The organism is uncultured Flavobacterium sp., from assembly GCF_963925415.1.
Classification (GTDB): domain Bacteria; phylum Bacteroidota; class Bacteroidia; order Flavobacteriales; family Flavobacteriaceae; genus Flavobacterium.
Window position 1 is genome coordinate 1 of record NZ_CAWUTS010000106.1, and the last position, 22,043, is coordinate 22,043.

A 22,043-nucleotide genomic window follows, 5' to 3' on the forward strand; every position below is an offset into this window, starting at 1 on the left:
CAGCTTTTAAAGCAGCACGAGAAACTCTTACTTGACAAACAACAGTATTGTCTGGGTGCATAAATTTGAAATTATCAGCAGCTAATTTAGTAACGTATAATTTATTACCCATTTCTAATGGTGTAATATCAGCTTCAATAAAATCAGGCAAATTTTTAGGCAATGCTTTTACTTTTAATCTTCTTTGTGCTAAACGTAAAACCCCACCAGCCATAACACCTGGAGATTTTCCAATAACTTTTACCGGAACTTCCATAACAACTTCTCTGTTTTCTAATAATTGGAAAAAGTCGATGTGTAAAATAGCATCAGAAACTGGGTGAAACTGAATGTCTTGTAAAATTGCATTGTAAGCATTGTTACCTAATTCAATCACAACAGTGTGTGCGCTAGGTGTGTAAACCAATCCTTTGAATGCTCTTTCGTCTGCAGCAAAATGTACTGGTTGGTCTCCACCGTATATAACACACGGAACCATTCCAGCATCGCGTAAGGCTTTTGTTGCTTTTTTGCCTACGCTTTCTCTTTCTTGTCCTTTAATTGTAATTGACTTCATTTTAAATATATATAATTAATTAATATTTTACATCAAAAATTTTCCACTTATGGAATTGTTGTGCTGAACCATTTGCATAACATCTGCAAAAAGTGGCGCACAACTTACTACTCTTATTTTTTTAGATTCTTTTTTTAACGGAATTGAATCGGTTACAATTAATTCCAACAATTGAGAATTCTCTATTTTTTCATACGCCTCTCCAGATAAAATGGCATGAGTACAAATTGCTCTTACACTAATAGCACCTTTTTCAATCATCAAATCAGCAGCTTTGGCCAATGTGCCTCCCGTATCGATCATGTCATCTACTAGTACAACATTTTTACCTTTTACATCGCCAATTAATTCCATTGTATCTATAACGTTGGCTATTTTTCGTTGCTTATAACAAACGACAACATCAGACTCTAAATATTTAGAATATGCATAAGCTCTTTTAGACCCACCCATATCTGGTGAAGCTATAGTTAGGTTGCTTAAATTTAAGCTTTTTAAATAAGGTAAAAATATAGTAGAAGCAAACAGGTGGTCTACAGGTTTTTCAAAAAACCCTTGAATTTGGTCTGCATGCAAGTCCATAGTCATTATTCGAGTTGCTCCCGCAGTTTCCAATAATTTTGCTACTAGTTTTGCTCCTATCGGTACTCTTGGTTTGTCTTTTCGGTCCTGACGTGCATACCCAAAATAAGGAATCACAGGAGTTATATGTCTTGCTGAAGCTCTCTTGGCAGCATCAATCATTAATAATAATTCCATCAAATTATCTGCTGATGGAAAGGTTGAACAAATAATAAACACACGTAATCCTCTAATAGACTCTTCATAAGAAGGTTGAAACTCACCATCACTATATTTTGAAAATGTAACTTTCCCTAATGGAATGCCGTATTTTTCAGCAATTTGTTCAGCAAGGTGTACACTTTGAGAACAAGCAAATATCTTTGCTTCAGGCTCTTGATGAGACATATTAATTAGGTGTTTATTAGTTAGTTAGTCAAGCCTCTTGTTAGAGAGGTGCAAATTTAGAAATTAATTTTAACTCTGAAAGGATATTTTAAAGTATTTTCATTATTTAATTGAAATTATTATTACATTTGCATTCCTTAATTGGAGCAGCCTTGGTGGCGGAATTGGTAGACGCGCACGACTCAAACTCGTGTTCTTCGGAGTGTGGGTTCGATTCCCACCCAGGGTACAGGCTAAAACCTCTTAGAAATAAGAGGTTTTTTTAGTTTATTTTAGCGGAAGTTAGTTATAGACTTTTTATGACATACGTAACGATTCCCCAAATAATTAAATCGTTTTCTTCTGAAATTTGAATGGGTTTGTAATTGATATTCTCGGGCATTAAAAAAACATTTTTATCTTTTATACGGATTCGTTTAACTGTAAATTCGCCATCAATAAAACAAATAGCGACTTTGTTGTTTTGAGGCTCCAAACTTCTGTCGATTACTAAAATATCACCATCATCAATTCCTGCTCCAATCATAGAGTTTCCACTTGCTTTGGCATAAAAAGTAGCTTCTTTGTTTTTAACTAAAACAGTATCTAAGCTAATTTTGCTTTCATCAAAATCGGCTGCTGGAGAAGGAAATCCTGCTTTTATGCCGCTAGAAATGTAAGGCAGCTCTATTTGGTTTTCAAAGTCGGGAATAAAAAATTCTATTTTGTTTTTTAATTTCATTTTTAGTGGCATTTGACTTTTAATATTTGTTTGAAATCGGTGGTGTATTTTTGAGACAAGTAGTTTTGTTTCATTTTCCAAGTGCGTTTTAAATCTTGGTTACCCAAACGTATTTTGCGTTCTCCTGTTTTTTTATGAAAATCATCCATCACTTTCATTAGTGCTTGATGTTTTGGATTTTCTTCTTCAAAGAGATTAAATTGTTTTTGATTTTCAGAAATTAATTCGGTTACAATAACGCCTGCTTTTTTATAAATACCTCCTTCTTCAAAGAGTTCTTTGAGCATTTTTACGGCTAAATTACTCAAGGTTATATTGGAATTACTCGCAAACGGAAGGGTTTCTAATCGCCAATAATTATATCGTTCATTTTCGACTTTGTATTTGTCTTTTTGTAAGTATAAGATCATAGCATAAGAACACGACTTCTGTTTGCGTAATTTTTCGGCACAAACTGTGGCAAATGTGGAAACGCGTTCTTTTATTTCGCCAAAATCGCTGATGTTTTTTTCAAAACTTCGGGTGATGGCAATTTGTTTTTTTGCTGCAGGAGCGTCTTCCATTTCTAAAACAGATTTTCCCTCCAGCTCATACTTTAATCGCAGACCCACAACACCCATTTCTTTTTTTATGAAATTGGCATTGTGTGGCAATGTAAAGTCATAAGCGGTTGCAATATTTTGTGCTTTCATTTTTTTAGTCAAACGGTAGCCAATGCCCCAAACGTCTTCTATTTTTGTCCATTTTAATGCTTTGACGCGTTTTTCTTCGGTATCGATTATGTAAACACCTTGTGTGCGTTCTTGAAATTTTTTGGCTATTTTATTGGCTACTTTACATAGGGCTTTAGTAGGAGCAAACCCTATGCAAACCGGTATGCTTAGCCATTTGTTGATTCGGGTTTTTATTTGCAACCCATACACATGATAATCTGCAATGTTTTGCCCGTCAAAATTTAGAAAAGCTTCGTCAATACTATATACTTCTACATTAGGTGTAAAGGCTTCTAAAATTTTCATGACTCTATTGCTCAAATCACCATATAAAGCATAATTTGACGAAAACACTTTAACATTTTTTTGTTTTAATTCGTTTCTAAATTTAAATTCGGGAGCACCCATGGGGATGCCCAAATCTTTAGCCTCATAACTTCGGGCAATTACACAACCGTCATTATTAGAAAGAATAACGACAGGTTTGCCTACGTATTGAGGTTGAAAAACACGTTCGCAAGAGGCATAAAAATTATTACAGTCAACTAGTGCATACATGCCACAAATTTAAAGCATATAGGCATTAAATTTATGGAACGTTTATTAAATTTATGCACAAAAAAAACGCTCTGCAGCTGCAGAGCGTTGTACTAGGGCAATCAAAAAATAATATATATTAGTCTTCGATAACTACAACTTGTGCAGCCACTTTACCTTTTCTTCCTTCTTCTTCTTCGTAACTAACGCTTTCGCCTTCAGTTAATGACTCAACTCTCATTCCACTTGCGTGTACGAAAATGTCTTTTCCTGTTTCGTCATCTGTAATGAATCCGTAACCTTTTGATTCATTGAAAAACTTAACTTTACCTGTTCTCATTATAGTAATATAAAATAATTAATAAGCGTCAAAGATAATTTTTTAATTGATATAAAAAAACATATTTCAATAAATTTATTGATTTTCAGTATCTTCCTCTTTTTTTAAGTTGAAATTTAATTCGTAATCTTTTATTTTTTTGTTTTTATAGCGGTGATAAATAAAAACAGGCATCAATACAAACGCAAGAATTAAAACACCGATTCCTACCCATTTATCACCCTCTGTATCACCAATATTTTTATGATAGTAACCAAAAACTATAAAGCCGATTACGGTTAAAAGTAATAATTGGATGATGTGTTTCATGTTTTTATTTTTGTTTTAAATCTAATTTAATGGCCAATTCTTGCAATTGTGTATTATCAATTGAAGCGGGTGCGTCAATCATTACATCGCGACCCGAATTGTTTTTTGGGAATGCAATAAAATCTCTAATGGTTTCTTGACCTCCTAAAATAGATACTAATCGGTCTAACCCAAAGGCTAAACCTCCATGTGGGGGTGCTCCATATTCAAAAGCACTCATTAAAAAGCCAAATTGTGCTTGTGCATCCTCTTTGCTAAACCCTAATAAATCAAACATTTTAGATTGTAAGTTTCTATCGTGAATTCGTATAGATCCTCCACCAATCTCGTTTCCGTTCAATACCATGTCATATGCATTGGCTCTTACTTTGCCCGGATGTGTGTCTATAAGATCCATATCTTCTGGTTTAGGAGAAGTAAAAGGATGGTGCATTGCGTGATAACGGTTGCTGTCTTCGTTCCATTCTAACAAAGGGAAGTCTACTACCCAAAGAGGGGCAAATTCATTGGACTTACGCAAACCTAATCGCGTAGCAACTTCCATACGAAGTGCAGATAATTGTGCACGTGTTTTATCAGTATTTCCTGAAAGCACCAAAATTAAATCCCCAGGTTTTGCGTTAGTTGCTTGTGCCCATTGCTTTAAATCTTCTTGATCATAAAACTTATCTACTGAAGATTTAAAAGTTCCATCTTGTTCACATTTTACATACACCATTCCTGACGCGCCAACTTGTGGACGTTTGACCCAATCAATTAAGCCGTCAATTTCTTTTCTTGTATAAGATGCACAACCCGGAGCGGCAATGGCCACTACCAATTCAGCCGCATTGAAAACTGGAAATTCTTTATGCTTTGCTACAGCGTTTAATTCGCCAAATTTCATTTCAAAACGAATGTCTGGTTTATCATTACCATAAGTTTTCATGGCATCATCATAAGTCATTCTTGGAAATTTATTTACGCTTACCCCTTTAATTTCATGTAATAAATGGCGCGTAAGTCCTTCAAACATATCCAAAATATCTTCTTGTTCAACAAAGGCCATTTCGCAGTCAATTTGAGTAAATTCGGGTTGTCTATCGGCACGTAAATCTTCATCACGAAAACATTTTACAATTTGAAAATATTTATCCATTCCGCCAATCATCAATAATTGCTTAAAGGTTTGTGGAGATTGGGGTAAAGCATAAAACTGCCCTTGATTCATTCGGCTAGGCACTACAAAATCGCGAGCACCTTCAGGAGTCGATTTAATTAAATAAGGTGTTTCAACATCACAAAAACCTTGGTCAGAAAGATATTTTCTAACTTCCATGCTTACTTTGTGACGAAACAATAAATTATTTTTAACAGGATTTCTTCTGATATCAAGGTAGCGATATTTCATTCTAATATCTTCGCCGCCGTCCGTTTCGTCTTCAATAGTAAAAGGAGGTAGTTGTGATTCATTTAATATGGTTAGTTGTGTTACTAAAATTTCAATATCACCCGTAGGTATGTTTGTGTTTTTAGATTCTCGTTCTATAACAGTTCCTTTAACTTGTATTACAAACTCGCGGCCCAATGATTTAGCTTGTTCAAAAACATCTTTGTCTGTTCTTTCTTCATCAAAAATTAATTGCGTTATGCCATATCGGTCACGCAAATCTACCCAGATCATAAATCCTTTATTTCTAGTTTTTTGAACCCAACCTGCTAAGGTAAGTTCAGTATTTATATGTGAGCTGTTTAATTCTCCACAATTGTGACTTCTATACATTGAAAAAATATTTTTACAAAAGTAATATAAAAATCAATTTTTGTAGTATTTAAAATAGGGTTTATAAAAATTGGTTTAAATTTTAGTTAAAATTGATAAAATCAGCTTATGATTATTTATTTTTGTTTAAACGTATAAAATAAATATGAAAAAAATTATCTGCTTATTACTGCTTTCGATTACGGTTTCGTTTGCTCAATCAGAAAAGAAAAGTACCGTAAAATTTTCCGCTAAAATTGAAAACAGAACTAGTGACACCCTTACTATTTATGGCCCTAGTAAATTTAAAAAAATTATAGCAATTAATAAAAATGGTCTATTTGAATCTTCATTTGAAACAAATGATGGTTTGCATCAATTTTCTGATGGCACTGAATCTTCAATGATGTATTTAAAAGATGGTGATAATTTATTTATGACTATGAATACAGAAGCGTTTGACGAGACTATTGTGTATAAAGGAAAAGGAGCGGATGAAAACAACTTTATGGCTCAAAAAGCGTTAAAAGATGAAAAATTTGAGCTGACGACTTCCGATAAAGATAGTGATGACTTTAACTCCTTAATTGAAGAAAAAAAGAAAGTAGATTTGGAATCATTAGAATTAGAAAAGCTCGATAATACTTTTAAAGCGACCATGACAAAAATGATGTTGCAACAATTTTTGATGATGCAACAAATGCATGAAGAGAATAGCAGTATTTTAAAACTTAACGGAACCCCGTCGCCAACTTTTGCTTATGAAAATCATAAAGGAGGTATAACAAAATTAGAAGACTTAAGAGGAAAATATGTTTATATTGATGTTTGGGCTACTTGGTGTGCACCATGCCGTGCAGAAATTCCATTCTTAAAAAAGTTAGAAGAAAAATTACACGATAAAAATATTGCCTTTGTAAGTATTTCTATTGACCAAGAAAAAGACAAAGAAAAATGGAAAAAAATGGTTGAGCAAAAAGAATTAGGAGGCATTCAGTTGTTTGCAGAAGCAGCATGGGATTCTAAACTTTTAAAAGAGTATAGTATAAAAGGCATACCAAGGTTTATATTAATTGATCCTGATGGAATTATTATAAATGCTAATGCTGATAGACCTTCTTCTGATTCTTTAGAAAAAACATTGAATAATTTACTAAACTAATTTTATTTATTTACAGTTATTACCAACACCCAGGTGTTGGTTTTTTTATATTTAATTTTCCAATGTTACTAAATTGTTACCAAAAAGTTTTTTTATTGTAAAATAAGTTATATATTTGTTATTATAATATTAACATATTAAAAAAATGAAGATGAAAAAAGTAGTAATTATAGCAGCATTGTTGATTTCGGTAGTATTCTATGCTCAAGAAGTTAAACCAAAATTTGAAGTAGAAGGAAACGAAGTAAAAGCAACATATTTTTATGATAATGGACAAATTAAACAAGAAGGTCATTATTTAGAAGGAAAATTACAAGGTAAATGGGTGGCGTATAGCGAAGATGGAAATAAAACAGCTGTAGGTGAATACATCAAAGGAGAAAAAGTGGGTAAATGGTTCTTTTGGACTGAAAACTCACTAAATGAAGTTGATTATTCAGACAATAGAGTAGCTGATGTAAGAAAATGGTCAAGAGAAGTAATGGCTAAAAATTAAAAAATTTTTTTTTATAATAAGAAAACTCCCTACAATTGTACGGAGTTTTTTTGTTTTTTACCCAAACTCCTAAATTGAGTGGGCCTATATAGAAAACTAATATTTTTATGGGTCCATAAAAAAACTCCTTAAATTACTATTTAAGGAGTTTTTGATTTGTAGCATAGTACCTTTAAATATGGGTTTGTTCTGGACTATTTTTTTTGTATTTCAACCAAATTTTAAATCTATTAACCAAATAGAATAAAATAGGAACTACAATTAGGGTTAAAAATGTAGCAAAGATTAATCCGTAGATCACTGTCCATGCTAAAGGCCCCCAAAATATAACATTATCACCCCCAAAATAAGCATGAGGATTACCTTCTGCAAACAAGCTAAAGAAGTCAATATTGAAACCAATTGCTAAAGGAATCAACCCTAACACAGTTGTTATAGCAGTTAATAATACAGGTCTTAAACGAGCTTTACCAGCTTTTACAATAGCTTCAAAGACCAATTCATTGCTTAATAATTCTTTTTTAGGAAGCCCTAATTCTTTTCTTTTTCTAGCAATAAGCAAATCTGTATAATCAAGTAGCACTACTCCATTGTTTACTACAATTCCTGCTAAAGAAATAATTCCCATCATGGTCATCATAATTACAAATGGTTTTCCTGTAATCATTAATCCTAAGAATACACCAATAAAACTTAAAAATACAGCAACCATAATTATAGCTGGTCTTGAAACTGAATTGAATTGAAAAATTAAAATTAAGAAGATCAAAAATAAACCTGTAATTAAAGCTCCCATTAAAAAGGTTTGCTGTTTCGTTTGTTCTTCAATTTGACCGGTATAATCAAACTTGACGGTTTTTGGGGTTTCAAAAGACGCCATTTCAGCTTGAATTTGACTAACAACAGCACCAGCGTCTGTAAAGCCAGGAGATAAAGCAGAATATAAAACGACAATTCGATTTGATTGTTTGTGTTTGATAGCACTAAATGAAGAAGAATTTTTTTGGCTGGCAATTGTAGAAATCGGAATTTCTTTTATTTGCCCCGAAGCCATATCTCTAAATGTAATGTTTTGATTGAAAATAGCACTTTTATTGTATCTATTTTCTTTATTAAAGCGTACATATATGTTATAGTCTTCTCCGTCTTTTTTATAAACACCAGCTTTTTCACCAAAAATAGATCGACGCAATTGATTACCTAATTGACCGGCTGTAACACCTAGCTCACCAGCTTTTTCTCTGTCAATAATAACCTTCATTGCAGGCTTGCCTTTGTTTACATCCACTTTTAACTCATCTACTCCAGGTATGTTTTTAGTATTTAAATACTCTTTCATTCGTTCGGCGGTCATGATTAATTCTGTATAATCATTTCCTTTTATTTCAATATTTATAGGATAGCCTACAGGTGGTCCAACAGCATCTTTTTCTACTGAGATTGAAACCCCGGGATAAATATCTTTTAACGCATCTTGAATTTTTTTACGCAAATCTTCAGAATTTCTACCGTTTCGGTACTTAAATTCTTTAATAGAGATGGTAATTTTTCCTTTATGAGGCATTTCTGCCGAAGAACCACCATCAGCTTGAGGATTACCTGCACCTTCACCAACTTGAGCAACACCGTTTTCTACTAAATAATTTTGTTTTATGTCATTTTCATCAGTGTAAACAAAATCGGCATCATCTAAAGTAATAAAAACACGTTGCTCAATAGCTTTAGTAATTTCATTGGTTTTTTTGATGTCTGTTCCTTGAGGATATTCTACATAAACGATAATTTGATTGGGGGTATTATCTGGAAAAAATTCAACTTTGGTTCTTCCACTTCCCACACTCCAGCCAAAATACAACATGATTACAGCAAAGAACATAACGATCATTCCAACAATGGTTAGTATAGGCTTTCTTCCCGATAAAAAGAAACGCAATGCTTTTTCGTAAAAATTTTCTAAGCGGATTAATAGTTTATTTTGAAAAGAAATAGTTAAGCCTTTAATCACATATTTATACAGCCAAAACATAATTGCCGTAAAAATCATTAATGAGCCTAAGGCTTTTACTGCACCACCAAAAAGAAGAATTAGAGTGCCAAGGCCACCTAATACTATACTTATTGTAATTAATTGTTTTTTTGTAACAACTTTATCATTAATATCCATGAATTGTGATACTAAAACAGAGTTAAAAAATATGGCTACAAACAAGGAAGATCCTAATACTACTGATAATGTAATTGGAAAATAAATCATGAATTGTCCCATTGTTCCTGGCCACAAGCCTAGCGGTACAAAGGCAGCAACAGTAGTTAATGTAGAAATTATGATCGGTAATGCGATTTCGCCAATACCTTCTTTAGCTGCTTGTATACGGCTCATGCCTTCGTCTTTCATTAATCGATAGACGTTTTCGACGACTACAATTCCGTTATCAACGAGCATTCCTAGACCCATAATTAATCCAAAAAGAATCATGGTGTTCATGGTGTATCCTAGCGCATTTAAGATCATAAACGACATAAACATTGACATTGGAATAGCAAATCCTACAAAAAGGGCATTTCTAAATCCAAGAAAAAACATCAACACTCCCACAACGAGTATTATACCAAATATAATATTGTTTACTAGGTCTTCGACCTGATTTAAGGTTCTAGAAGATTGATCATTTGTAACCGATATGGTTAAATCTTTTGGAAAATGATTGTTTTTTGCATCCTCTAAAATGGTTTTAATTTCTTCGGTCGCTTTAATAAGATTTTTACCTGCTCGTTTTTTTACATCAAGCATCACGACACTTTTGCCAAATTCTCTAGCATAAGTAGTTTTATCAACTTCTTTAAAGGTTACTTCGGCAATATCTTTTAAATAAACAGCACCACCCTGAGTTTTTACGACAAAATTTTCTAGATCAGATGGATTTTCTACCTCACCTAATATTCGAATAGTTCTTCTTTGTTCGTTTGTAACTAAGTTACCAGCAGACATGGTAACGTTGCCATTTCTAACAGCATTAATTACATCATCAAAACTTACTTTTGAAGCCATCATTTTGTAAATATCAACAGCTACTTCAACCTCTTTGTCTTGTGCTCCTCGAATATCTACTTGTTTGATCTCGGGTAAAGACTCTATTTCGTCTTCTAAATATTCTCCAAAAAGTTTTAATTGCTCAATAGGGTAATCTCCTTGAAGATTAATATTTAAAATAGGTACTTCTTCTGAAATATTTAAATCAAACACATTAGGTTCTACTTTAGCACCATTAAAAGTGGGCCAATCTTCGCCACCTGTTTTGGTGTCAATTTTATCTTTTATTTTTTGTTTTGCTGCCGCAACAGAAATTTTTTCATCAAATTCTACGGTGATAATTCCATAATCTTCTTGAGAAGTTGAAAGTATTTTTACTACGTTACTTACGTTTTTTAATTCTTCTTCTAAAGGGTCTATAATTAAACGTTCTATATCTTCGGCAGTATTTCCTGGATAAACAGTACTGATGTATATTTTAGTTTCTTTAATTTCAGGAAAATCTTCTCTTGGCATACTGTAGTAGGCAGAAAAGCCTAAGAAAAAAATAATTGCCATCATTACATAAACAGTCATCTTATTATCAATTGCCCAAGACGAAAGTTTAAATTCATTATTGTTTTTAGTACTCATAATTTTGTCTCTAATTATTTAATTATTAATACTCTTTGACCTTCTTTTACACTACGCGCACCTTCTTTTATGATTAAATCACCATCCTTAATGCCCTCAACAATTTCTACCAATTCACCTTGAGACAAGCCTACTTTTACAATAACCCTTTTTGCTATTGCATGGCCCTTATTGTCATCATTTTTTGCTATATATAGAAATTGTTTCCCATCAGCATTTTCAGAAATAATACTTAACGGAACGGCAATTGCTTTTGCATTTGAATAATCTTTTATTTGAATTTTTGAAGAAAGATTAGGTTTTATGTCACCACTTTTATTTGGAACAGCAATTTGAATAATAAAGGATCGATTAGCAGGGTTGATGTAATTTGCTGATTGAGTTACTTTTGAATTAAAAGTTTTGCCAAGTATTGGAAAATTTACAATTACATCAGAGCCTTTTTTGATTGTTCCAATATTTTTTTCGGGCACTTCTGCTTCTAAATACATATTTCCTAAACTTACAATTCTCATGATTGGAGTTCCAGGTCCAACTACGCTTCCTCTTTCGGAGATGATTTCTTCAATAGTTCCAGAAAATGGAGCTTTTATAACTGTTCTATTCAATTGAGATTTCATTTGATCCACTGCTTTTGATTGAGCATTATAATTAGTTTTGGCTTGTAAAAACTGAATTTCAGAACCAATTTTTTGATTCCAAAGGTTTTGTTGTCTTTCAAAAGTAGTCTTGGCTAATGCCACTTGAGTTTCCATTTGTGCTAATTGCGAACTTAAACCGCCATCGTCAACTTTTCCTAGAGTTTGTCCTTTAGCCACTTTTTGTCCTTCTTTAACAAATATGTTTTGTAATATTCCGCCAAATTCAGAACTTAACATTATGTTTTCTTTAGTCTGAACTGTCGCTTGTAATTCTACATAATGGCTAAACAAAGTGTCTTTAGCGGTAATCGTTGTAATTAAGGTTAGCTTTTCATTATTGTCTTTGTTTTCTATTGCTGCATCTATTAATTCTAATTCTTTTCTTAAAACATCAGTTTGAGCGACAAGTTGAGTTCTTTTAGCTCTTATTTCTTCAAGAGTTCCTTTTTCTATAACAGAAGGGGTACTATTTTTATCTCCACCACATGAGATTACTAATAGAGTTGTTACTAAGATTAAATATGTTTTTTTCATTTTTATTGTATATTATTAATTTGTAATTTTATCTAATGCTGTTTTTTTATTAATTACTTCAATCATAGATTGAAGATAATTTTGTTGGGCTGCGTACAATTGTCTTTGTGCTTCTGTAAACTCAAAACTTGTAGAAAGCCCTTCTTTAAATTTAATTTGTTGCTTGTTTTCTATTCGTTCAGCTAATTTTAAATTAGATTTTGAAGTAGCATATTGTTCTATAGCATATTCATAATTACTTTTAGCCGAACTATGCTGAAGTTTAAGCATTTGTTCTGCTTCAGTTAATTGGGTTTTAGCTTGCTGATAAGCAATTTTAGCTTGTTGGTTTTTAGCTTTTTTTCCAAAACTACTAAAAACGGGCACATTTAAACTTACTCCAAGATTGGAGTAGTTATTCCATTTTTGGTTCTGATTTGTAAATGAAAAATCATTGCTAAAAGCGTTATAACCAAAGTTTGCATTTGCCGCTAATGAGGGAAGATAAGTAGCTTTTTGAAGTTTATATTCTAATCTTCTTTGTTCTTTAAAATTTTCTGCAATTTGATAATCAATTGTGTTTGTTACATCAAAATCAGTATTTTCAAAATTTAAATCAACATTTTTAACGGTTAATACATCTAGTTTTTCAGTTAAAATTAAATGGTCATTAATATCAAGTCCCACAGTTATATTTAATATTTTTTTTGAGATATCAACCAATCGTGTTGCATTACTAAGACTGCTAGTAATAGATGCTAAAGTAATTTGCAATTGTTCCATAGTTTCCTCTTCAATGAATCCGTTTTTATAGGTTTCTTGAGCCTCAAATAAGGTTTTTTGTAAAGCAGTTTTATTTTTCTCAAGAATAGCAGAACTTTCTTCAGCTAATAATACGTTTCCATAGTAATTTGTTACCATTTCACGAATTTCATTATCTGTTTTAATTTTTGAATTTTGATAAAATTGTAAATATGTTTTTGAAGCCTGAAGTGCTACTATATAAGAACCATTAAAAATCAGTTGGCTCAAAGTTAGCCTCGAATTCAGGCTGTTTTTAGTGCCAAAAGCAATTGTAGAAATACTGTTAGGGTCTCCACCAGGATTAAATGCATTTCCAGTTACACCTTGTTGCGTAAAAATAAAGTTTTTACTGTAATCTAAGCCCGCATTTATTTGGGGTAAACCTGCAGCTGTAGTTTCTAGTTTTCTTTGTTTAGCTGATTCTATATCTCTGCTTGCATTTATCGATTTATAATTATTTATAAGCGCATGCTCGACAGCTTGATTAAGACTAAAAGAATAGCTCTTTGGAGCATCTTGAGCATTTAGTAAACTTGTAAATAACAAAAGGGCAATTAATATTTTTTGTTTCATTTTTGGGGTTAATTATTTTTTTGTTTCATGATTTGTTCTAATTCTTTTATTCCATTGGGTGTACAAATCCCTCTTAAATGATATTCTAAATAACACGATTGTACTTTTTTTGTTTTAAAGATTTCAGGATTAAATAGCTCAACATCTTTGATGCTCGACATTCCAGCAAAATAAAAACGCGCAATTAAATCTTTGTTTATTTTTTTTCTAAATAAGCCGAGTTCAATTCCTTTGTTTAAATTTTCAATTATACAGTGACCCATTTTGTTAAACTGTTTTATCATCAATGATTTATGAACTTTTGGATAATATTTTTGCAATTGATAAATGGGCGAAGTGTTTTCATCTTTTAAGTTTCTCATAACAAAATTTTTAATTATAAAAAGCTCTTCAATAGGGTTTTTACCCGCTGATATTATTTCATCAATTCCGCAAGAAATGGTTTCAAATAAATGTAACGTTGTGGCTTTAACTAAACTGTCTTTGTTTGAAAAATGATTATAAATGGTTTTTTTAGAGATCCCCATCTCAGATGCAATATCGTCCATCGTTACACTTTTAAATCCAAGTGTAAGAAACATTTCTGTTGCTTTATGTAAAATAAGATCTTTCATTACTGCTTTAATTTTTAAATAGAGTGCAAAGATACGAAGGAAACTTTAAAAACAAAAAAAGTTTCCAAAGTATTTTCATAAATTTACCATTCTACACAAATTTTTTAATTTTTATAGGTTTGCTGCTTTAGTTTTGTATTGTTAAAAAAATTACTTTTGTAGAGAATAATATTAGCAATCACATAAAATGCATTCCATATCTCAATATCAAGAAATAATCTCGACTCATTTTAACGGCTTAAAAATTACAAAAGAGCCTAAAAACTTATACGAGCCTATACAATACATATTAAACTTAGGAGGCAAACGAATGCGTCCTGTATTAACTTTAATGGCAGCCGAAATATTTGATTGTGATTATTCATCGGCATTAAATGCCGCAACTGCCGTTGAGGTTTTTCATAATTTTTCTTTGATTCATGATGACATTATGGATGATGCCCCTTTGAGAAGAGGTAATCAAACGGTTCATGAAAAATGGAATATTAATACCGGAATTCTTTCAGGTGACGCCATGCTTATTTTAGCCTATAAACATTTTGAAAAATATGAGCCAATTGTATTTAGTGCTCTAGCAAAATTGTTTAGTAAAACGGCTTTAGAGGTTTGCGAAGGACAACAATATGATGTAGATTTTGAAACACGAGAGGATGTAACTATTGCCGAATACCTAAAAATGATTGAATATAAAACAGCCGTTTTAGTTGGAGCAGCTATGAAAATGGGAGCAATTGTTGCTCAAACAACGGATCAAAATCAAAATTTAATTTATGACTTTGGTTTAAACTTAGGCATTGCTTTTCAATTGCAAGATGATTATTTAGATGTTTTTGGAAATCCAGAAACTTTTGGAAAACAAATAGGAGGTGATATTATTGAAAATAAAAAAACATACCTGTATCTAAAGGCAAAAGAATTTTCAAACGAGAAAGACAAACAACAATTGTTGAATTTGTTTTCGACTCAGCTTACAGATGATAATTCAGAAAAAATAAAAACGGTACAAACAATTTTTGATCGATCAGGAGCTTCTAACAAAACCCAAGAGGCCATAAAAATGTATACTCAAAAAGCATTTCAAAGGCTAAAAGAAATGCAAATATCCGATGAAAAGAAACAAATTCTATACGCCTTTGGTGAAAAATTAATGAATAGAACCGTTTAAGTTTTTAACATCTAAAATTTCATGTTTACATTTCCAAAAAACATTGATGCTCTAATTGCTCAAGCAGAAGAAGAACATTTGTACTTTAAACTGGTTGAGCAAACCAATAAAGATTTTGCTTTAGCAAATGAGCCTATTGATATACCATTGCACATTCATCCTTTTCAATTTAAAGACTTAGTTCTTGAAAAAGTTTTGAAATTAATTCAATTTAAATTTGCAGAATATCTAAACCTCCTATACATAATTGATGTTTCAGAAGTTGAAATAAAAAAACTAAATGGCTCAGATTTGATTGAATTAGCGGATCAAGTTTCCTTTTTAATCTTAAAAAGAGAATGGCAAAAGGTTTGGTTTAGAACTAATTATTAAAAATAAACCCTTACAAAAGGGATAAAAGCAGCGGTATAAATATTATTATTTTCTTTGTATAATATATTATAACGAATGCCAATAGTTGCATTATTAACTCTATAACCAGCGCCCATAAATAAGGCAGTATTCCAATAGTCTTGGGAATTACTATTTAAGCCCTCCCGTTCAACATGTACTCTTAATTTTTCCAATTCGGCAGATAATTGAATTTCATTAATAGGGTTAAATAAACCGATAACACTACCTCCATACAAATGAGAAGTATAGGTGTTTTTTTGATTAATATAACTGTATTGCATCCCTAAGCCAAGCGCTATCTTTTTATTAAAGTTATATATGGAGCTAGGCAAAACGCTAATCGTAGTAGATCCATTGTTAAAACCTAATCCCAGCCCACCGCCATATTGCACCTTTTTCCAGTTATTTTTTTGAGTAACAGCTTGAGAAAAAGACCGTTGAAATAAGCTAAGCATAAAAAGAGCTAAGATAATTTTAAATATAATAATTTTCATTTCTTAAATTTTAATTGATATTTTGTAGGATGTAAAATACAATATTGCAATAAATAACGATACATATTTTGCAAAATATTTCATAAATGTATAGAAAAGAAGCAAAATATAATTGCATTTATTGTATTTTTGCCTAATCATTTAATCAAAACGTCTTTTTAGACCACTTTATGGATAGGTTTTCCTTTTTAAACGCTGCACACACAGCATTTTTTGCTGATTTATACGAACAATATATTGAAAATCCCGACGGTGTTGAGCCCAGTTGGAGAAGTTTCTTTCAAGGATTTGATTTTGCTCAAGCCCAATATGGAGCTGAAGGCATAGCACAACAAATTACAAATACTCATTTATCTGAAACGATTATATCGGGCAAAACAGAAAAAGAATTTAACGTTCTTCGTTTGATTGATGGCTATAGAGTAAGAGGGCACTTGTTTACCAAAACAAACCCGGTAAGAGATAGACGAACCTATAATCCTTCATTAGCTTTAGAAAATTTTGGTTTGTCAGATTCTGATTTAAACACCGTTTTTGATGCCGCTAAAATGGTCAATATGAAGCCAAGCTCTTTAGCTGATATTTTGCTGCATTTAAATAATGTATACTGCCAATCTATTGGGGTTGAATACATGTATATCAGAGAACCAAAAATATTGAATTGGATAAAAAACAGATTGGACATTAATGATAACCAACCCAGTTTTAATGCAAATGAAAAGAAAAACATTCTAAGAAAATTAAATGAAGCGGTTTCTTTTGAAACATTTCTTCACGCAAAATACGTAGGTCAAAAACGTTTTTCATTAGAAGGATGCGAAGCAGTAATACCTGCTTTAGACGCATTAGTTGAAGCTGCTGCTGACAGAGGGGTTAAACAATTTGTAATGGGGATGGCTCATCGAGGACGTCTAAATGTGCTAGCTAATATTTTTGGCAAAAACACTCAAAATATATTCTCAGAATTTGACGGAAAAGACTATGATGAAGATAAATCATTTGATGGGGATGTAAAATACCATTTGGGATTAACTTCGGATAGAGAATCAGACTCAGGTAAAAAAATAAGTTTAAATCTAGCACCTAACCCTTCACATCTGGAAACAGTAGGGGCCGTTATAGAAGGAATTGCTAGAGCGAAACAAGACAGGTTATATCCTAATGATTTTTCAAAAGTATTACCTATTGCTGTTCATGGTGATGCTGCAATTGCAGGCCAAGGTATTGTATATGAAATCATTCAAATGTCAAAATTAGACGGTTATAAAACAGGAGGAACTATTCATCTTGTGATTAATAATCAAGTAGGTTTTACAACTAATTATTTAGACGCTCGTTCATCTACGTATTGTACAGATATAGCAAAAGTAACCTTGTCGCCCGTACTTCATGTTAATGCAGACGATGCTGAAGCAGTGGTTCATGCGATGCTTTTTGCATTAGATTACCGAATGGAGTTTGGATCTGATGTATTTATTGACTTATTAGGATATAGAAAATATGGTCATAATGAAGGTGATGAGCCTAAATTTACCCAGCCTATTTTATACAAAGCCATTTCTAAGCATAAAAATGCTCGAGATATATATGCCGAAAAATTAATTGAAGAAGGTGTAATTGACAAAGGTTATGTTAAAGAATTAGAGTTAATATACAAAGCAAAATTAGATGAAAACTTAGAGGAGTCTCGTAAAAAAGACTTAACGGTTATTACGCCATTTATGCAAAATGATTGGACCGGCTTTGAGCAAGTTTCGGATGATAAAATGCTTAAAAAATACGATACAAGTTTTGATAAAAATAAGTTAACAGAAATAGCTAAAACAATATCTGAATTGCCTTCAGACAAAAAGTTTATCAATAAAATTCAAAAAATAGTCAACGACCGTAAAAAGATGTATTTTGAGTCGGATAAATTAGATTGGGCAATGGGTGAACTATTAGCCTATGGCTCGTTAATTACTGAAGGGTTTGATGTGCGTATATCAGGGCAGGATGTTGAAAGAGGAACATTTTCTCACAGACATGCCGTTATTAAAGTAGAAGAGTCTGAAGAAGAAGTAATACTTTTAAACAATGTTAAAGATAAAAAAGGAAATTTTAACATATATAATTCACACCTTTCAGAATATGGCGTAGTAGGTTTTGAATATGGATATGCATTAGCATCACCAAACACATTAACCATCTGGGAAGCCCAATTTGGAGATTTTTCAAATGGTGCCCAAATTATGATTGATCAATACATTTCTGCAGGTGAAGACAAATGGCATAATCAAAACGGATTGGTATTTTTGCTGCCACATGGTTATGAGAATCAAGGAGCCGAACATTCATCTGCTCGAATGGAACGCTATTTACAAATGTGTGCAAAGCATAATATGTATGTTGCAGATTGTACCACACCAGCCAACTTTTTTCACTTGTTAAGAAGGCAAATGAAAACTAATTTTCGTAAGCCTTTAATAGTGTTTACGCCAAAAAGTTTGTTGCGTTATGAACATGCAGTTTCTAAAGCAGACGAATTAGCCTTTGGACAATTTCAAGAAATTTTAGACGATCCAAACGTAACGGATAAAACAGCAATTAAAACTTTAGTGCTATGTACGGGTAAAGTGTATTACGACATTATAGTGCAAAGAGCGACGTTAAACAGAGCTGATGTTGCTATAGTACGTTTAGAACAATTATTTCCATTAGCAATTGAACAGATAAAAGAAATTATAGCAAGCTATCCAAATGTGGATGACTATGTTTGGGCACAAGAAGAGCCTAAAAACATGGGGGCTTATAGCTTTATGCTAATGAATTTTGATTTAGTAAAACTACGTTTAGCATCGCCAAAAGCATACAGTGCACCTGCGGCAGGAAGTTATGAGCGTTCAAAAAAGCGTCAATCAAAAGCAATTGCAATGATTTTTGACAAAACAATAATTCATTAAAAGCAGTTACACGTTTAAAGTTTTAATAGATTTAGTCAATTACAATTATAATACAATATAAAATAATACATAAGATATGATTTTAGAAATGAAAGTTCCTTCTCCGGGAGAATCGATAACAGAGGTAGAAATTGCAACTTGGTTAGTTCAAGATGGTGATTATGTAGAAAAAGATCAAGCTATTGCTGAGGTTGACTCAGACAAAGCTACATTAGAATTACCTGCTGAAGCTAGTGGAATTATTACTTTAAAAGCCGAAGAAGGTGATGCCGTAGCGGTTGGAGCAGTAGTATGTTTAATTGATACAAGTGCAGCAAAACCAGCCGGTGATACACCAGCTAAAACTGAAGCAAAAATAGAAGAGAAAAAACCAGAAACGCCAAAAGCAGCAACAGTTGCTGAAAAAACGTATGCTTCTCAAACTCCTTCTCCAGCGGCAAGAAAAATTTTAGATGAAAAAAGCATACAACCTTCCGATGTTGTTGGAACTGGAAAAGCAGGAAGAATAACCACAGAAGATGCCTTAAATGCAGCACCTTCAATGGGAACTCCAACGGGTAGCTCTCGTGGTTCTGAAAGAACAAAATTATCAATGTTACGTAGAAAAGTAGCAGAACGTTTAGTAGCTGCTAAAAACGAAACCGCTATGTTAACGACTTTTAACGAAGTTAACATGACACCTATTAACACAATTCGTAACCAATATAAAGACGAGTTCAAAGCAAAGCACAACGGCGTTGGTTTAGGATATATGTCATTTTTTACAAAAGCAGTTACAAGAGCTTTAAAATTATATCCAGATGTGAATTCAATGATGGATGGTGATTATAAAATTGCTTATGATTTTGTTGATATTTCAATCGCAGTTTCTGGACCAAAAGGACTTATGGTTCCGGTTGTTAGAAATGCAGAAAACCTTACTTTTAGAGGAGTTGAAGCAGAAATAAAAAGATTAGCTATACGAGCTCGTGATGGACAAATTACGGTTGATGATATGACTGGTGGAACATTTACTATTACTAATGGGGGTGTTTTTGGAAGCATGTTGTCTACACCAATTATAAATCCTCCACAATCTGGAATTTTAGGAATGCACAATATTATTGAGCGTCCAATTGCAGTAAATGGTAAAGTTGAAATTCATCCCATGATGTATGTTGCTTTGTCTTATGACCATAGAATTATAGATGGTCGTGAGTCTGTTGGTTTCTTAGTAGCTGTTAAAGAAGCATTAGAAAACCCAATGGAGTTATTATTAGATAATAATCCTAAGAAAGCTTTAGAACTGTAGTAAATAAAAGTTCAATATAAAAAAATCCCAAATTTGCAATTGAGTTTGGGATTTTTTATTTGATTTCATTTCTATTTCAAATATAAATAATGGTTGGCATAATCTATAATCGCTTTTCCTTCTAATAAAATATCTGCACCAATAATTCCGTTTACAGGTTTTGTTTTATAACTCGTTAAAGCTTCATTAACATGACACATATCAAAAACTACTAAATTTAAGCTTTCAGATTTCCATCTTCCCATTTGTAATTTGTTTTTTTTGGATAATTGGGTAAGCATTCCGGTTGCACCTGCGCCAGCGGCTTTTGTTTCTGAAGCTTCTGCAAACAGTTTAAATTTTTCTATTTCTTCAAAACCGACACAACTATTACTAGCCCCTGTGTCCAAAATAAATGTTCCTTTGATGTTGTTTATTTTGGCCGTTACTAATAAATGTTGAGTTCTGAGTATCTTAAATTTAATTTTTTTATACTTTTTATCTTTTAAAAAGGCTTGTAAATCTTCCATAAATCAAAAATAGTAGAATAATATAAAATCAACTAACTTTGCAGAAACTATTAACAAGCAACTTTGAAATTCATACTAACCGACACCCACACCCACTTATACGCATCAGAATTTGATCAGGACAGAAAGCAAGTTATTCAAAAAGCAATTGATGCTGGAGTTTCTCGTTTTTTTATTCCTTCTATTGATTCCAGTTATACTTCAAAAATGTATGATTTGGAAGGTCAATTTCCTGATAATGTTTTTCTGATGATGGGGCTTCATCCAACTTATGTAAAAGAAAACTATTTAAACGAATTAGCTCACGTTGAAGCTGAATTGAAAAAAAAGAAATTCTATGCCATTGGTGAAATCGGTATTGATTTGTTTTGGGATAAAACATTTTTAAAACAACAACAACATGCTTTTAAACATCAAATTCAATTAGCTAAAAAATATAATTTAGGAATTAATATTCATTGTCGTGACGCTTTTGAAGAAGTTTTCGAAGTATTAGAATCTGAAAAAGAGGATACTTTATTCGGAATTTTTCATTGTTTCACCGGTAATTTGGAACAAGCACATCAAGCGATCTCACTTGGCATGAAATTAGGAATAGGAGGCGTTTCTACATTTAAAAACGGAAAAATTGATCAGTTTTTAAACCAAATAGACTTGAAGCATATAGTTTTAGAAACAGACTCTCCTTATTTAGCACCTGTACCATTTAGAGGGAAAAGAAATGAAAGCAGCTACACCTTATTAATAGCTAATAAAATGGCTCAAATATATAATGTTTCTGTTGCTGAAATAGCCGTCATAACAACTGAAAATTCAAAAGCAATTTTTGGGATTTAAAAATAAATCACCTTAAATTCGTTTTTTTTTTGTTATTTTGTTTACCAAAAAAAACAACA

General features: G+C 32.2%; 20 protein-coding genes and 1 tRNA gene. 8 read left to right on the top strand and 13 right to left on the bottom strand.

Annotation, left to right across the window (positions count from 1 at the left end):
• Together AABM47_RS08495 and AABM47_RS08500 are read right to left on the bottom strand one after the other, a co-directional pair.
• Window positions 1-556, bottom strand: a 556-nt coding sequence (locus AABM47_RS08495) for a 50S ribosomal protein L25/general stress protein Ctc (protein WP_338410498.1), incomplete at its 3' end; no start/stop codon positions are given.
• Window positions 557-583: 27 nt separating this feature from the next.
• The gene (locus AABM47_RS08500; protein ID WP_338410499.1) at window positions 584-1,525 is read right to left on the bottom strand and encodes a ribose-phosphate pyrophosphokinase; all 942 of its coding nucleotides are present in this window, start codon (window positions 1,523-1,525) and stop codon (window positions 584-586) included.
• A 149-nt stretch (window positions 1,526-1,674) separates the two neighbouring features.
• Between AABM47_RS08500 and AABM47_RS08505 the strand changes: the two genes are divergently transcribed.
• A tRNA-Leu gene (locus tag AABM47_RS08505) sits at window positions 1,675-1,754 on the top strand.
• 57 nt (window positions 1,755-1,811) lie between these two features.
• Here the strand turns inward: AABM47_RS08505 and umuD are convergent.
• The 5 genes from umuD to aspS all read right to left on the bottom strand — a co-directional run bounded on the left by umuD (window position 1,812) and on the right by aspS (window position 5,907).
• On the bottom strand, window positions 1,812-2,246 hold the full coding sequence (gene umuD, locus AABM47_RS08510; protein ID WP_338410500.1) for a translesion error-prone DNA polymerase V autoproteolytic subunit: 435 nt from the start codon (window positions 2,244-2,246) through the stop codon (window positions 1,812-1,814).
• A 2-nt stretch (window positions 2,247-2,248) separates the two neighbouring features.
• A complete protein-coding gene (locus AABM47_RS08515) occupies window positions 2,249-3,517 on the bottom strand; it encodes a Y-family DNA polymerase (RefSeq protein WP_338410501.1) in 1,269 nt (422 codons plus the stop codon).
• 118 nt (window positions 3,518-3,635) lie between these two features.
• Window positions 3,636-3,836 carry a cold shock domain-containing protein gene (locus tag AABM47_RS08520; protein WP_026717616.1) on the bottom strand — a complete coding sequence of 67 codons (201 nt, stop codon included), beginning with the start codon at window positions 3,834-3,836 and terminating at the stop codon, window positions 3,636-3,638.
• A 75-nt stretch (window positions 3,837-3,911) separates the two neighbouring features.
• Window positions 3,912-4,145 carry a hypothetical protein gene (locus AABM47_RS08525; RefSeq protein WP_338410502.1) on the bottom strand — a complete coding sequence of 78 codons (234 nt, stop codon included), beginning with the start codon at window positions 4,143-4,145 and terminating at the stop codon, window positions 3,912-3,914.
• 4 nt (window positions 4,146-4,149) lie between these two features.
• A complete protein-coding gene (aspS, locus tag AABM47_RS08530; RefSeq protein ID WP_338410503.1) occupies window positions 4,150-5,907 on the bottom strand; it encodes an aspartate--tRNA ligase in 1,758 nt (585 codons plus the stop codon).
• A 145-nt stretch (window positions 5,908-6,052) separates the two neighbouring features.
• Between aspS and AABM47_RS08535 the strand changes: the two genes are divergently transcribed.
• The gene (locus AABM47_RS08535; protein ID WP_338410504.1) at window positions 6,053-7,048 is read left to right on the top strand and encodes a TlpA disulfide reductase family protein; all 996 of its coding nucleotides are present in this window, start codon (window positions 6,053-6,055) and stop codon (window positions 7,046-7,048) included.
• A gap of 151 nt (window positions 7,049-7,199) precedes the next feature.
• Window positions 7,200-7,544, top strand: coding sequence for a membrane-binding protein (locus AABM47_RS08540; protein ID WP_338410505.1), 345 nt, complete (start codon window positions 7,200-7,202; stop codon window positions 7,542-7,544).
• Window positions 7,545-7,716: 172 nt separating this feature from the next.
• On the opposite strand, the gene AABM47_RS08545 is transcribed toward AABM47_RS08540, so the two are convergent.
• From AABM47_RS08545 to AABM47_RS08560, 4 genes are read right to left on the bottom strand one after another with little or no spacing between them, the layout of a single operon-like run.
• Complete coding sequence (locus AABM47_RS08545; protein WP_338410506.1) at window positions 7,717-11,208, bottom strand: efflux RND transporter permease subunit; 3,492 nt, start codon at window positions 11,206-11,208, stop codon at window positions 7,717-7,719.
• 14 nt (window positions 11,209-11,222) lie between these two features.
• Window positions 11,223-12,383: an efflux RND transporter periplasmic adaptor subunit gene (locus AABM47_RS08550; RefSeq protein WP_338410507.1), complete on the bottom strand. Its 1,161-nt coding sequence runs from the start codon at window positions 12,381-12,383 to the stop codon at window positions 11,223-11,225.
• A gap of 15 nt (window positions 12,384-12,398) precedes the next feature.
• A complete protein-coding gene (locus AABM47_RS08555) occupies window positions 12,399-13,739 on the bottom strand; it encodes a TolC family protein (RefSeq protein WP_338410508.1) in 1,341 nt (446 codons plus the stop codon).
• An 8-nt stretch (window positions 13,740-13,747) separates the two neighbouring features.
• Entirely contained in the window at window positions 13,748-14,353 is a 606-nt protein-coding gene (locus AABM47_RS08560) for a TetR/AcrR family transcriptional regulator (RefSeq protein ID WP_338410509.1), read from the bottom strand.
• Between the two features lie 187 nt (window positions 14,354-14,540).
• On the opposite strand from AABM47_RS08560, the gene AABM47_RS08565 reads away from it, so the two are divergent.
• Window positions 14,541-15,518 carry a polyprenyl synthetase family protein gene (locus AABM47_RS08565; RefSeq protein ID WP_338410510.1) on the top strand — a complete coding sequence of 326 codons (978 nt, stop codon included), beginning with the start codon at window positions 14,541-14,543 and terminating at the stop codon, window positions 15,516-15,518.
• Between the two features lie 21 nt (window positions 15,519-15,539).
• Complete coding sequence (locus AABM47_RS08570) at window positions 15,540-15,890, top strand: hypothetical protein (RefSeq protein WP_338410511.1); 351 nt, start codon at window positions 15,540-15,542, stop codon at window positions 15,888-15,890.
• On the opposite strand, the gene AABM47_RS08575 is transcribed toward AABM47_RS08570, so the two are convergent.
• Window positions 15,887-16,405, bottom strand: coding sequence for a hypothetical protein (locus AABM47_RS08575; RefSeq protein ID WP_338410512.1), 519 nt, complete (start codon window positions 16,403-16,405; stop codon window positions 15,887-15,889). The genes AABM47_RS08570 and AABM47_RS08575 overlap by 4 nt on opposite strands.
• A gap of 170 nt (window positions 16,406-16,575) precedes the next feature.
• Here AABM47_RS08575 and AABM47_RS08580 point away from each other — a divergent pair, with 170 nt between their 5' ends.
• Window positions 16,576-19,347, top strand: coding sequence for a 2-oxoglutarate dehydrogenase E1 component (locus AABM47_RS08580; protein ID WP_338410513.1), 2,772 nt, complete (start codon window positions 16,576-16,578; stop codon window positions 19,345-19,347).
• A 76-nt stretch (window positions 19,348-19,423) separates the two neighbouring features.
• Complete coding sequence (gene odhB, locus AABM47_RS08585; RefSeq protein ID WP_338410514.1) at window positions 19,424-20,638, top strand: 2-oxoglutarate dehydrogenase complex dihydrolipoyllysine-residue succinyltransferase; 1,215 nt, start codon at window positions 19,424-19,426, stop codon at window positions 20,636-20,638.
• A 71-nt stretch (window positions 20,639-20,709) separates the two neighbouring features.
• On the opposite strand, the gene AABM47_RS08590 is transcribed toward odhB, so the two are convergent.
• Window positions 20,710-21,147 carry a retropepsin-like aspartic protease gene (locus AABM47_RS08590; protein WP_338410515.1) on the bottom strand — a complete coding sequence of 146 codons (438 nt, stop codon included), beginning with the start codon at window positions 21,145-21,147 and terminating at the stop codon, window positions 20,710-20,712.
• A gap of 63 nt (window positions 21,148-21,210) precedes the next feature.
• On the opposite strand from AABM47_RS08590, the gene AABM47_RS08595 reads away from it, so the two are divergent.
• Entirely contained in the window at window positions 21,211-21,984 is a 774-nt protein-coding gene (locus AABM47_RS08595) for a TatD family hydrolase (protein WP_338410516.1), read from the top strand.
• The last annotated feature ends 59 nt before the right edge of the window (window positions 21,985-22,043 follow it).